The sequence below is a fragment of the Pedobacter insulae genome (assembly GCF_900113525.1).
In the GTDB taxonomy this organism is placed as follows: Bacteria; Bacteroidota; Bacteroidia; order Sphingobacteriales; family Sphingobacteriaceae; genus Pedobacter; species Pedobacter insulae.
This window is the reverse complement of sequence record NZ_FOPP01000007.1, coordinates 180,896-195,110: the sequence shown is the minus strand read 5'-3', so window position 1 is coordinate 195,110 and position 14,215 is coordinate 180,896. Positions and strand designations below refer to the sequence as shown.

General features: G+C 38.4%; 11 protein-coding genes. 9 read left to right on the top strand and 2 right to left on the bottom strand.

From position 1 onward, the window contains the following. Positions 1-3: 3 nt before the first annotated feature. Positions 4-3,132 (top strand): DPP IV N-terminal domain-containing protein, encoded by a 3,129-nt coding sequence (locus tag BM207_RS13120; protein WP_090994864.1) that lies wholly within the window; start codon positions 4-6, stop codon positions 3,130-3,132. 22 nt (positions 3,133-3,154) lie between these two features. Here BM207_RS13120 and BM207_RS13115 read toward each other — a convergent pair whose 3' ends face one another. Further along, positions 3,155-3,505: a GIY-YIG nuclease family protein gene (locus tag BM207_RS13115; protein WP_090994861.1), complete on the bottom strand. Its 351-nt coding sequence runs from the start codon at positions 3,503-3,505 to the stop codon at positions 3,155-3,157. A 133-nt stretch (positions 3,506-3,638) separates the two neighbouring features. On the opposite strand from BM207_RS13115, the gene BM207_RS13110 reads away from it, so the two are divergent. The 8 genes from BM207_RS13110 (at position 3,639) to aroC (ending at position 11,577) form a co-directional block, all read left to right on the top strand. Next, positions 3,639-4,415, top strand: a complete 777-nt coding sequence (locus BM207_RS13110; protein ID WP_090994858.1) for an XRE family transcriptional regulator — start codon at positions 3,639-3,641, stop codon at positions 4,413-4,415. A gap of 106 nt (positions 4,416-4,521) precedes the next feature. Then, positions 4,522-5,013 carry a hypothetical protein gene (locus tag BM207_RS13105; protein WP_143095955.1) on the top strand — a complete coding sequence of 164 codons (492 nt, stop codon included), beginning with the start codon at positions 4,522-4,524 and terminating at the stop codon, positions 5,011-5,013. Between the two features lie 134 nt (positions 5,014-5,147). Beyond that, positions 5,148-6,272: an aminotransferase class I/II-fold pyridoxal phosphate-dependent enzyme gene (locus BM207_RS13100; protein WP_090994851.1), complete on the top strand. Its 1,125-nt coding sequence runs from the start codon at positions 5,148-5,150 to the stop codon at positions 6,270-6,272. Continuing rightward, positions 6,269-6,880, top strand: coding sequence for a dethiobiotin synthase (bioD, locus tag BM207_RS13095; RefSeq protein ID WP_090994847.1), 612 nt, complete (start codon positions 6,269-6,271; stop codon positions 6,878-6,880). Before BM207_RS13100 ends, bioD begins: the two co-directional genes overlap by 4 nt. A 251-nt stretch (positions 6,881-7,131) precedes the next feature. Beyond that, the gene (locus BM207_RS13090) at positions 7,132-7,965 is read left to right on the top strand and encodes a prephenate dehydratase (RefSeq protein ID WP_090994843.1); all 834 of its coding nucleotides are present in this window, start codon (positions 7,132-7,134) and stop codon (positions 7,963-7,965) included. Between the two features lie 35 nt (positions 7,966-8,000). After that, positions 8,001-9,137, top strand: coding sequence for a chorismate mutase (locus BM207_RS13085; protein WP_090994840.1), 1,137 nt, complete (start codon positions 8,001-8,003; stop codon positions 9,135-9,137). A gap of 51 nt (positions 9,138-9,188) precedes the next feature. Continuing rightward, a complete protein-coding gene (gene aroA / locus BM207_RS13080) occupies positions 9,189-10,448 on the top strand; it encodes a 3-phosphoshikimate 1-carboxyvinyltransferase (protein WP_090994837.1) in 1,260 nt (419 codons plus the stop codon). Positions 10,449-10,485: 37 nt separating this feature from the next. Next, positions 10,486-11,577 carry a chorismate synthase gene (gene aroC, locus BM207_RS13075; protein ID WP_090994834.1) on the top strand — a complete coding sequence of 364 codons (1,092 nt, stop codon included), beginning with the start codon at positions 10,486-10,488 and terminating at the stop codon, positions 11,575-11,577. Positions 11,578-11,689: 112 nt separating this feature from the next. Here aroC and BM207_RS13070 read toward each other — a convergent pair whose 3' ends face one another. Next, positions 11,690-14,113 carry an alpha-ketoacid dehydrogenase subunit alpha/beta gene (locus BM207_RS13070; RefSeq protein WP_090994832.1) on the bottom strand — a complete coding sequence of 808 codons (2,424 nt, stop codon included), beginning with the start codon at positions 14,111-14,113 and terminating at the stop codon, positions 11,690-11,692. Positions 14,114-14,215 lie beyond the last annotated feature (102 nt).

The window sequence follows — 14,215 nt, the reverse complement described above, 5'->3', positions numbered from 1 at the left end:
AACATGAAGATATCTACTCCGTCATTAAAAAGATCATTATCGATTTTACTTTTCATCCTCGTATCTGCCATTTCCGTTCAAGCACAGTATTTTGGACAGAATAGGGTAAGGTATAAAAATGCCGATTTCAAAGTGTTGCAAACTCCGCATTTCGAGATTTATTATTATCTAAAAAACGAGAAACTGCTAAAGAAATTTGCACAGGATGCCGAAACTTGGTACAAAATGCACCAGGAAATTTTCCGTGATACATTCTTAAAAAAGAATCCCATTATTCTTTATAGCAATCATGCAGATTTTCAGCAAACTACTGCCTTAAATGGTGAAATAGGCGTAGGTACAGGTGGGGTTACCGAGGCTTTGAAGAATAGAGTAATCATGCCTATACTTGATTTAAATAGTCAAACAAGACACGTTTTAGGTCACGAGTTAGTGCATGCCTTTCAATATCATCTACTTTTAGAGAAAGACTCGATTAGCTTAGAAAACATTGGAAATACTCCATTATGGATGGTTGAAGGTATGGCCGAATACCTTTCCGTTGGTAAAAAAGATGCCTATACGTCGATGTGGATGCGAGATGCACTCCTTAACCGGGACATCCCTTCGTTAAAAGATCTCACAAACTCGGGAAAATACTTTCCTTATCGCTATGGACAGGCCTTTTGGACCTTTATTGGATCGGTTTATGGCGATACAACAATCGCTCCCCTATTTAAATCTACCGCCAAATATGGCTATGAAAATGGCATAAAATTCACTTTCGGTTATGATGATAAAACGCTATCCGGACTGTGGAAGAACGCAATTGAGCAGCATTACAGGCCCATGCTAAAGGCAGACAGTTCACAAATTAAGATTTCTGGAACGAAAATCGTCGACAATAAAAATGGCGGAAATGTAAATGTTTCTCCAGCAATAAGTCCGGATGGTAAATATTTGGCATTTCTCTCGGAAAAAGACTTATTTGGGATAGATCTATTTCTAGCCGATGCTAAAACAGGAAAAACCATTCGAAAATTAAGCAGTCAAATTTCCAATTCCCACATTGATGATTTCAACTTTATTGAATCAGCTGGCGCTTGGTCGCCCGACAGCAAAAAATTTGCTTTTAGTATTTTTAGCAAAGGAAGGAATGAAATGCTGATGATTGATGTTAATAACGGGAATACGATAATGCAAACCGACATGGGCAAAGTTGAACAGTTTAGCAACTTAACTTGGTCGCCCGATGGCAATGAAATTGCATTTTCTGGAATGGTTGAAGGCCAAAGTGACCTATTTTCTTATAACCTAACAACTAAACAGGTTACGCAAATTACGAATGATGAGTTTTCAGATTATGCCCCAAATTTCTCGCCAGACGGAAAGATGATTGTCTTTTCTTCAGATAGAGCTTCGGTAAGCAGCGGAAATATCAATGCAGTTAACTCTTTAAATCTTTCCGTCTACAATTTCGATACTAAAACGGTGAGTAATATTCCAGTATTTGCTGGCGCAAATAATCTTAACGCTCATTTTTCTGGCGATAGCAAACGTATCTTCTTTCTTTCCAATCGTGATGGCTTTAGAAATTTATACGAATATAATTTAGCAGACAAAATCGTTAAACAATTGACTGATTACTTTACCGGCATCAGCGGAATTACGGAATACTCCCCTGCTATTTCAGTAGCAAGAAACGATGATATTGTCTATAGTTATTATCGCTATCAACGTTATACCCTATACAACTCTCCGTTAAGTAACTTTAAGGCTAAAGTGGTAAATGCACAAGATGTAGATTTTACGCCCGCCATATTACCACCTTTTGAAAATACTGGCGTAAATGTGGTAAATTCAAATCTTAGCAATTTCGAACGCTTCGAAAAAACACTAGACGATTCATTGATTACCATTCCCTATAAACCTAAATTCAGATTAGATTATTTGGCAAATAGTGGTGTTGGTGTGTCGTCCAGCAGGTTTGGAACAGGCATACAGGGTGGGATTGTCGGTATGTTCAGCGATATTTTGGGCCGTAACCAAATTATAGCCAACGTATCGGTAAACGGTGAAATTTATGATTTTGGAGGATTGGTGGGATATATCAATCAACAAAGCAGAATCAATTGGGGCGTGGCTGTATCACATATTCCTTATGTTACAGGTTTTACCACCGGATCATTTTTTGATCCATCTACAAGTCCGACCGGGGATCCTATCGATACGATCAGCACCAATATATTAAGAACATTTGAAGACAAATTAGAGGTGTTCGCTTCTTATCCGTTTAGCAAAATCCATAGAGTTGAAGCTGGAACCGCATTCTCACATTATAGCTATCGCTTAGATCGTTTTAACAATTATTACCAAGATGTGAACGGATATCCAGCATATTATCTTGGAGCAGATAGGGAAAAGGTTTCCAAATCCCAAGCTACAAATACGCTAGGTATTCCGCTCGAAGCATTTTCAATCGTATCAGCCAACGCTTCATTTGTTGGTGATAACTCCATTTTTGGCGTAGCAGCACCCCTGGACGGTTTTAGATATCGAGTTGGACTGGAGCAGTATATTGGAGATTTTAATTTCTCTGCCCTAACAGTTGATGCAAGAAAGTATTGGAGAACAAAGCCCCTTACCTTTGCAGCAAGAACGTATAATTATATGCGCTTTGGTAGAGAAGGAGAAAATTTGTACCCCTTATTTATTGGTTATCCGTATTTAATAAGAGGATACGAAGCAAATTCTTTTTACAATAGTAAAGTACAGAACACAGGCACCTTTGATATCAATCAGTTATCGGGTAGTAAGTTTGCGGTATTTAACTTCGAAATCCGGTTACCATTTACCGGACCTAAGAAGTTGGCGCAGATTGCCTCACGCTTCTTCTTTAGCGATCTAAATCTTTTCTTTGATGCAGGTGTTGCATGGACAGAAGATTCTAAAGTTGCATTCAAAAATCAACCAAGTAGTACCCTACTCCCGAATGGAACTCCCGCGGAGCGGGTACCAGCTTTAAGTGCCGGTGTATCATTAAGAGTCAATGTATTTAACTATTTTATATTAGAACCTTATTACGCCTTCCCTTTCCAGCGTAAAGATGTAAAAGCTGGGGTGTTCGGATTAACATTCGCCCCAGGTTGGTAGCAAAAAGCCCTTCGGGGCTTTTTTACGAAAGAATATTTAGTGGCAATGATACTTGATTAATTAACTTTCGGTGAGGCACCATATTTTCAAAATCCAATCCTATTGTTAAATCAATCCAATCTGGATTACAAGAACGGACTATTCTTTCTTTCTGCATTCTGGTAAACCGACTTACTAACTTAAAACGTGACAAAGCTTGTTCTTCCGATTTAAATTCTTCAAAATAAACCAAGCGTGTTAGCTGCTGAGCGCTATCAAAAAATAAGTTAGGCATCTTCTTGTAAAATTCAAGTGTTTTAGAAAGGTCTGCACTCATCCCTACGTGTAAACTTGTACGGTTTCTGTCGGTTACGATGTAAACAAATTTTTTCATAATCTTCTCGCTTTGAGGTTAAAAACTAAAATAATTAGATATTTTCTTGGTATTCAAATAAATATTACTAACTTTATTGGCACAATAATACTAACAATTTTAGTAAAAACAAATTTATTTTAAAATATTTTTTATGTCAAACATTTCATCGAACCTTAAATACCTTAGAAAGAAAAAAGGTCACACACAGCAGCAATTTGCTGATGCAATGGAAATTAAGCGTTCCTTAATTGGCGCTTATGAAGAAGACAGAGCGGAACCCAAATATGATTTACTAAAAAAAATAGCAGAATACTTTGATTTAACGATCGATGAATTTATTAACGAATCGATTAACGACAATTGGAAGCCAAAGCCGAAAAGCCAGGGGTCTAACTTAAGAGTGTTGAGCATTTCTGTTGATCAACATGATAATGAAAATATCGAGCTAGTTCCGGTAAAGGCAAGTGCGGGATATTTAAATGGTTTTTCAGATCCACAATACATTCAAGATCTTCCAAAATTTCAGTTACCTCTTCCCTCATTACGACAAGGAACTTTCAGAGCATTCGAAATTATGGGTGATTCAATGCTTCCGATACAGCCTGGAAGCATCATCATTGGCGAATATCTTGATAATTGGGGAGATGTTAAACAAGGCGAAACATATATTGTGATAAGCAAGAATGAAGGTGTTGTATATAAAAGAGCAGGTAACAAATTTAAAGAGCATAAAGAACTCAAACTCGTCTCAGACAACAAGGTTTATGACCCCTATGCGATAGACGCCGATGATATTTTAGAAATATGGAAGGCTAAAGCTTATATATCAACCGCTTTACCGGATCCAACCCCCGAGCCTTCCATTGAAACCTTATCAAGTATGATGGCACAAATGCAAAAGTCTATATCACAATTAAATAAGAATTAACACTATTTAACATCTATTGCTTTAAACTATAAGCCTATGTTTTCATCTATGGTATTAAATGAAAAGAGATTGCAATCATTTTCTAATTACCATTAAACATATAAAGATGAAGAAATTAATTTACACCATCGCTTTAGTAATGATAGGAATTACTGCAAGCAATGCCCAAGAATTAGGCAAAAGAAAAGCACCTGCTAGAGAAGGAAGAGACGCGAGAGAACGCGTTGAAGTTAGAAGATCTGAAAGACATGATAAGCTTACAAGCGAGCAACGTGCAGAAAGAGCAGCAAACGTCATGCAAAGAAGATTGGCGTTAACTGATGAGCAAAAGCAAAAAGTTAAAGAAATAGAATTAACTCGCGCTAAAAAGCATGAAGAGTGGCGCAAGCAAGATGAAAAAGCCATGAAAAGCAAAATGAAAGATCGAAAAGCTTTCATGGAATCATCTAGAGAAAGAATTGAAAGGATATTAACTGAAGAGCAACGCAAAACACTAGCCAGCTCCCGCGAAGGTCTTAAGGAAAAAATGAGAGACCACAAAGGTAAAAGACCAGACCGCCCAAGCCTTAGAACCCCACAACCCGCTCCATCAAACTAACAACACATAGAAAGGGCTCCGATTATGTCGGAGCCCTTTTTTAAGCAAAGTATCCACTTCCTAATCCCGTCCCTAACAGAAAATAAAATTAAACAAAGCCCCAATCTTATCATGCCTTTCTCTATTTTTGAACAATGGAAAACGCAGAACAGTTTCTTAAATTCAAGTTAAACGAAAGAAAAGCAAATCATAGGTTGAGAGAGCTAACCTACTCAAAATCGCCAGTTGATTTTTGTTCAAATGATTACCTTGGTTTAGCGCAATCTGACGAGTTAAACCAATTAATTAAAACAGAGCTCAATAAATTTTCTAGTATCAACAATGGCGCAACAGGTTCTCGTTTATTAAGTGGCAACCATCCTTTTACAGAAGAAACAGAGCAGCATATTGCCGAATTTCATTCCTCCAATGCGGCTTTATTGTTTAATTCAGGCTACGATGCCAATGTAGGTATATTATCCTCTATCCCGCAACGGGGCGACACAATTATTTGCGACGAATTAATCCATGCCAGTCTGATTGATGGAGCCAGACTAAGTTACGCAGAAAGGTTTCGATTTAAACATAACGATATTGACGATCTGACACAAAAGCTAAAAAATGCTAAAGGTATTTCCTATGTTGTGGTAGAAAGCATCTATTCGATGGATGGGGATATGGCTCCTTTGCTCGAAATTAGTGAACTATGTAATCAATATCAAGCAAACTTAATCGTAGATGAAGCCCATGCAATAGGAATTTTTGGGGATAAAGGAAAAGGTTTAGTACACCAATTAGGATTAGCAGATAAAGTATTTGCACGGATCATTACCTTTGGAAAAGCTTTAGGCACTCATGGTGCTGCAATTTTAGGAAGTCACAATCTAAGAGCCTATCTGGTCAACTTTGCTAGATCTTTTATTTATACCACAGCTTTACCACCACATCAGATTATCGCAATTAGCTGCGCTTATAAACTTTTAGGCAAGCATCATTACGCTGCGGACTTAACAGACAAAATTAAAGCTTTTAATAATCAAATAGCAGGCCTTTCGCTCACTCGGATACCCAGCAATAGCTGCATACAGACCGTATTATTCAATAATGATCAAACTGCAAAACGGGCAGCAGCTTTTCTTCAGGAGAAAGGATTTGATGTAAGAGCCATTTTAAGTCCGACAGTACCAGAAGGAAAAGAACGACTCCGAATTTGCTTACACCTTTATAATACACCAGAAGAGATAAGCGATTTAATATACCACTTAAAAGAATTAGCATGAACGAAAGTTATTTTGTAACTGGAATAGGTACAGGCATTGGGAAAACAATTGCCAGCGCAGTTTTAACAGAAAAACTACAAGCCGATTATTGGAAACCGATCCAATCTGGAGATCTTGAACAGAGCGATAGTCTAATGGTCAAAAACCTGTTGAGCAATAGTAAGTCTGTGATACATCCCGAGCAATATCGACTGAACTACCCTCTTTCGCCACACCTATCTGCAGAATTAGACGGAGTAAAGTTAGCATTAAAGGATTTTAAGCTTCCGGAAACGAGCAATAGATTAATTGTGGAAGGTGCGGGAGGATTAATGGTTCCGATAAATGACCAGCACCTGATTCTGGATCTGATTAAAGAATTAAATCTCCCAGTAATTTTAATATCACAATCGTACTTAGGAAGCATTAACCATACACTACTTACTATTAACACCTTAAAGCAACATCAGATATTAATCAAGGGTATAATTTTTAACGGTGAACCTAACAAAGAAAGTGAGAAATACATCTTAAATTATACTGCAGTGAACAATTTAGGATATATCCCCCAACTCACCTCATTAAATAAAGAAAATATAACTGATGCAGGAAAGTTTCTAAATTTTTAAGGAGAATTTAATTTTGTTTAAATTATTTTCATTTAACCCTTGACAAATTAAATTTGGAAATGTACATTTGTCACAACAACAGAAAAATGCAATTACAAAACACATATTACTTTGGTTACTTTTACTATTTTAGTAAGAGCCGGGGCTAATATGCAAAAGAATAGATAACAATATTAAATGTATATAGAAAGTCCCGGCCAAAAGCTGGGACTTTTTTTGTTTAACGCAATTTAACATTAAAAGAAGCAACAATGAAACCCACAACAAGAGTAGCCATCCAAGGTATTAAAGCATCGTTTCACGAAGAGGCCGCCTTTAAATTTTTTGGCAAGGACATCGAGACCATCGAATGTAACTCGTTCAAACAAACTTGTGATCGTTTGGTGAAAGACGAGGCTGATTTTGTGATAATGGCTATAGAAAATTCAATTGCCGGAAGCTTATTACCTAATTACACTTTAATTAGAGAATATAATTTTTCGGTTACTGGTGAGGTTTACCTTCCTATTCAATTGCATTTAATGGCATTGCCAGGGGTGAAATTTGAGGATATCAAATTCGCCACCTCCCATCCCATTGCTATCAGACAATGTGTTGATTTTTTTGATGACTACCCTCATATTCAAGTGATTGAAAGCAATGATACAGCTGCATGCGCGAAGAAAATCAGGGATGAGCAGTTAACTGATACGGTTGCAATCGCGAATACACTTGCAGCCGAATTATACGGTCTAAATATCATTGAAAGACGAATTGAATCCAACAAAAAGAACTACACCCGGTTTTTAATCTTGGAAAAGGAAAAGAAAGAAAGCCCTAAAGAAATCAATAAAGCTTCTATATGCTTTCAAGTAGGCAATCATGTTGGAGCATTATCTAAGGTGCTCAACCTATTCGCCGAGCTTAACGTTAACCTAACAAAAATACAATCAATGCCAGTTCTTGGTAAACGTAACGAATATTACTTTTATGTAGATATGGAATGGACTAACCTCGAAAACTACGACACCGCCATTAGAAAAGCACTAAAATACACTGTCAATTTTAACATCATTGGCGAATACCCAAAAAACGATAAAGTATAATCAACCCTTAAAATAACGATTTAACCCCCAATAAAATGAAACTACAATTAAACATTCAACCGTTAGAGAGCTGGATAAACGTAAAAAACCAACCATTATTAATTTCTGGACCATGTAGCGCAGAAACTGAAGATCAATTATTATCAACTGCTCATCTGTTAGCTGCAACCGGAAAAGTAAGCGTATTAAGAGCTGGAATTTGGAAGCCACGTACACGCCCAGGAGAATTTGAAGGAATAGGAAGCATAGGGTTAGAATGGCTGAAACGTGCCAAAGCGGAAACTGGATTACCTACTGCGGTTGAAGTTGCCAATGCAAAACACGTTCAAGAGGCTCTAGCGGCTGGCGTTGATATTTTGTGGATCGGTGCACGCTCTACCGTAAATCCATTTACAGTACAAGAAATTGCTGATGCTTTACAAGGTGTCGATATTCCTGTATTAGTTAAAAACCCAGTTAATCCAGATTTACAATTATGGGTTGGTGCTTTAGAGAGAATTAACAAAGCTGGTATTACAAAGTTAGGAGCAATACACCGCGGTTTTTCTTCTTTTGAGAAAAGTGCTTTCCGTAATGAGCCAATGTGGGAACTAGCCATCCAGTTAAAAACCTTATGCCCTGAATTGCCAATCATCAACGACCCAAGTCATATTTGCGGTAACCGTGAGTTAATCCCATACATCTCTCAAAAAGCATTGGATTTAGACATGCAAGGATTAATGATCGAATCACATTTAGATCCATCAATTGCTTGGACAGATGCTAAACAACAGGTAACTCCGGCCGCGCTAGCCGAAATGGTAAGCAAGTTCACTTTGCGTCAGGCAGAATCTAAAAATGAAGAATTTGCTGATAAACTAGCCGATCTAAGAAAAGATATTGATAAAATCGATGACCTGGTTTTGCAAAAATTAGCAGAGCGTATGAGTATTACTCAAAAAATTGGTGAATTCAAAAGAGACAATAAAGTAACTATCTTACAGGTAAATCGTTGGGATGAAATTATGAGCAAACGTACTGCATTTGCAAAAGCCCTTAAATTGGATGTTAACTTCACCGAAAAATTCTTGGAGCTAGTGCATGGAGAATCAATCCGCAGACAGACAGAAATTATGAACGCCGGAAAAGTTGATGCAGGAATTGCTGCAGAAGCGCACGCAGACGTGAAATAAATAATTAGCTAATTAACCAATTAGCTAATTAGCTAATTTTTATGAAAAAACATGTCCGAAAACATATTGCTTTCTTTTAATGGAAGTAAACAAATTAATACTGAGATAAAGTTAACTGGCTCGAAAAGCGAATGCAACCGAGCATTAATTATAAGTGCTTTAAGTGAAGGGTCTGTAAACGTCGAAAACCTATCAGTCGCCGCAGATACTGCTCTACTAATTAAAAGCCTTGAGTCTATAGAACTGCAGACTAGTGATTTAAGACTAATCGACATCGGCCCTGCAGGGACAGCCATGCGTTTCCTAACAGCTTTCTTATCCATTCAACATGGTAAATTTCTTTTAACAGGAACGGAAAGAATGAAACAACGGCCAATCGAGATTTTAGTGGAGGCCCTCAAAAGCATTGGAGCAGTTATTTCTTATGAAGAAAATTTTGGCTATCCACCTTTGCAAATTTCAGGACCTTTGAAGCAGACCGATGCAACAGTTAAAATAAAAGGAGATATAAGTAGTCAATACATTTCTGCTTTGTTAATGGTTGCCCCTAAATTGCCGCTCGGACTTACACTGGAAATTGATGGAGAATTAACCTCAAAACCCTATGTAGAAATGACTTTAACCATGCTTTCCCAAGCAGGAATAAGCCATAGTTGGGAAGAAAATGTCATCACCATAAAGCCTCAATCTTTTAATACCAGTAAACTTTATGTAGAACCCGACTGGAGTGCAGCATCTTATTGGTACGCCATCGCAGCATTGGCAGATGAAGCATCGATATTCTTACCAGGTTTAAATGGCTATAGTTTACAGGGCGACAGTAAGATCACAGAGATCATGGCAAATTTTGGAATTACGTCCCAATTCAAAAACGGAGGTGTTCACCTAAAAAAGGAACCAAAAAACCTGGAACGGAAGATTTTCGATCTGAAGGATTGTCCAGATCTGGCCCAAACAATTATTGTTGTCTGCGCCGCACTGGGACACAATTGCACTTTTACCGGACTGGAAACCTTAAAAATTAAAGAAACCAATCGAGTTTTAGCGCTGCAAACCGAGCTTGCAAAAATAGGCGTAAAATTAATCGAAAAGAACTTTAGTTATAAACTTGATTGCAGCGAACTCCATTTTCCTGATCAATTATTTATAAGTACCTACGAAGATCATAGAATGGCCATGGCTTTTGCACCGCTAGCACTAAAAATTAAAAGTTTAGAAATTGAAGAAAAACAGGTGGTTGAAAAATCTTATCCTTATTTTTGGAATGACCTGGAAAAGGCAGGTTTTTCAGTAGTTACTAAAGAAAAATAAGTCTAACTACTAATACTAATTACTTTATATTAAAAAAATGGCAGGAAACTCATTCGGTAAAGCATTTAAAATAACCACTTTCGGCGAATCACATGGCATCGCCATTGGCGTAATCATCGATGGTTGCCCAGCTGGATTGGATATCGATCTAGATTTTATACAAGGAGAACTAGATAAACGCAGACCCGGACAATCTAAAATCACTACCCAACGTAAAGAGAGCGATACCGTGCAAATCTTGTCAGGCATTTTTGAAGGAAAAAGCACAGGCACACCCATTAGCTTGCTTATTCCCAATGAGGACCAGCGTTCGAAAGATTACTCCCATAACCAAGATGTGTATCGCCCTAGTCACGCAGATTATACCTACGATGTAAAATATGGAATTCGTGATCACCGCGGCGGAGGAAGATCATCCGCAAGAGAAACTGCCGCAAGGGTAGCAGCTGGAGCAATAGCCAAGCTTTTGTTACAAAACCACGGTATAGGTATTTTTGCACACGTTACGGCCGTCGGACAAATTAATGCGCCTAATCTTAGCACAGACAACCTGACAGAACTTTTAGCCCTTAGAGAAGATAACATTGTACGCTGTGCCGACCCCGCAGTGGCCAACCAAATGATAGATTTTATAGACTTAATTAGAAAAGACGGCGATACGGTAGGTGGAAAAATTAGCTGCCTTGTTAAAAACTGCCCAGCAGGTCTGGGAGAGCCTGTATTCGATAAATTACACGCAGACTTAGGCAAAGCGATGTTAAGTATCAATGCTGTACATGGCTTCGAATACGGTTCTGGTTTTGCCGGCAGTGAAATGAGAGGTTCTGCACATAATGATGTATTTATTGCCACAGAATTTGGAACAAAAACCCAAACTAACTTTTCTGGCGGAATTCAGGGCGGTATTTCAAATGGGATGGATATTACGTTTTCTGTAGCCTTCAAACCGGTTGCTACCATTATGCATAACCAACAAACAGTTAATGCAGCTGGAGAAAGTGCGGAAATAAAAGGTAAAGGCAGGCATGATCCTTGCGTTGTGCCAAGAGCCGTGGTAATTGTCGAAGCAATGGCAGCCCTGGTCTTAGCAGATCAGCTGTTAAGAAACAAAAGCGTTAAATTAAGCTAACACGAAAGCCAAACAACCCATCATTGCTACGAATTTAAACAAACCGTCATTGCGAGGCACGAAGCAATCTAACCATTAGATTCCTTCGTGCCTCGCAATGACGGTTTCTATTTTAATAAATTCCTGGATAGCGCCCCGGATTCACCTCATTCATCATCTGATAAACTATTTCAATAATATCATCAACCGATGGTTTACTAAAATAATCTCCATCCGAACCATACGGCGGACGATGAGCTTTAGCAGTCAACGTTCTAGGTTTTGCATCCAAATAATAATATCCTTTCTGCTCCTCTAAAATCTGCTGTAAAATATACGCGCTTCCACCTCCCGGTACATCTTCGTCAATAACCAACAACTTATTTGTTTTCTGCAAAGACTGTACACACAATTGCTCTGTATCAAAAGGCAAAATTGTTTGCGGATCAATAATTTCGACATCAATACCTAAAGTCATTAACTCTTCAGCAGCCTCCTCAATTAACCTTAAAGTAGACCCATAAGAAACAATCGTTAAATCACGCCCAGTCCTTAATATTTCAGCTTTTCCTAGCGGAATGGCATAAGTACCAACATTCTCAGGCAATCTTTCCTTTAATCGATAACCATTCAAACATTCGATGACCAATGCGGGTTCGTCACCCCTAAAAAGTGTATTATACATTCCTGCAGCTTGCGTCATATTACGGGGAACACAAATATGTAATCCACGTAAAGCACCCAAAATCACACCCATTGGAGAGCCCGAATGCCAAACGCCCTCTAAGCGATGTCCCCTAGTTCTCACAATTAGCGGGGCCTTTTGGCCACCTTTAGTCCTGTACGACAAGCTGGCTAAATCATCACTTAATATGTTTAACGCAAACAATAAGTAATCAAGATATTGGATTTCAGCAATAGGTCTTAAACCTCTCATAGCCAAACCAATACCCTGTCCAATAATAGTCATTTCTCTTATTCCTGTATCCGTAACTCTTAGCTCCCCATATTTGGCCTGCATGCCAGCAAAACCCTGATTTACATCACCAATATTCCCTAAATCTTCCCCAAAGGCTACCAATCGCTGATCTCTTTCAAAATTTGCGTCGAAACAAGCATTTAAAAGCTCTCTTCCGTCAATCATTTTACTGTTATCCGAATAAGCGGGGTCAACTGCCTCAACTAGAAAAGGACTTTCCTTACCCCCTGTAAAAAGCTTAGAATTATAACGGTCCTCATTTAAGCCAATTTGTTTTTGATACCAACCTACAAGCTGATCTCTTTCTGCCGAAGGCTGAGCAATACTCTGTCTAATCGCCTTTCTTGCAGCAGAAATAACCTCTTTTCTTAAGGCATCTGGAGCCGAAGCAAGTTGGGCAGCTATCTTCGCTAAATGAGGCTTATCGTTAGCAAACGCATTGATCATGTTAATTACATCACTCTGCTCCTGCTTTATCACCGATAAAAATTCATTCCAGGCTTCTTTTTGCGTTTCGCGAACAAACTTTTTCGCCTCTTCCTCTATAGCAAAAATGGTCTCCTCCGTTGCAATAGCCGAATCTATCATCCATTGTCGCATCTGTGCAATACAGTCGTATTCTTTTTCCCAGTTTAAACGATCCGCATTTTTATATCGTTCATGAGAACCTGAGGTAGAGTGGCCCAAAGGCTGGGTAACATCAGTTACATGTATGAGCACTGGAACATGCTCCGTTCTGCATACATCAATTGCTTTTTGGTATATCTCGCATAAACCCGGATAATCCCAACCTTTAACTTTATATATTTCGTAACCGTTTGTACCTTCTTCTCGCTGAAACCCTTTTAAAATTTCAGAAATATCTTCCTTGGTAGTTTGATATTTTGCCGGAACAGAAATTCCATAACCATCATCCCAAACAGAGATAGCCATAGGCACCTGTAATACACCTGCAGCATTAATGGCTTCAAAAAAGACACCTTCTGATGTCGACGCATTACCGATGGTACCAAAAGCAACTTCATTGCCTTCCACAGAAAAGGTTTTTAAATAACTAAGCTCCGGATTCTGTCTGAATAATTTCGAAGCATAGGCTAAACCTACCAAACGTGCCATTTGAGCTCCAGTAGGAGCAATATCAGACGAACAATTTTTAACATCAGTAAGGTTTTTCCAAGAGCCATCTTCGTTCAATGAACGGGTGGCAAAGTGACAATTCATCTGTCTTCCGGCAGATGCTGGTTCCGCCGCTACATCAGTATTTGCATATAACTGGGCAAAAAATTCTTTGATGGTTGAGATACCTGTCGCAAATGCAAACGTTTGATCCCGGTAATAGCCAGAGCGCCAGTCGCCTTTCTGAAAAGCCTTAGCCATCGCAATTTGAGCGACCTCTTTTCCATCTCCAAAAATCCCAAATTTAGCCTTACCTGTGAGCACTTCCCTCCGACCTAATATACTGGCCTGTCTGCTCTCTACCGCAATTTTGTAATCATTTAGAACGATCAGTTTGAAATCGTCAAAACTTAATTCAGCGGCGTCAATTTGGGCTGTTGTTACTTTGCTGTTTGACATCATAAGCAGAAATGGTTAGGTCACAAAGATACATAAATTCTAAAATTTGCCTCATAATTGATGTAATATATATATTGGAATACTTTTTGTATTAACAAATAATAA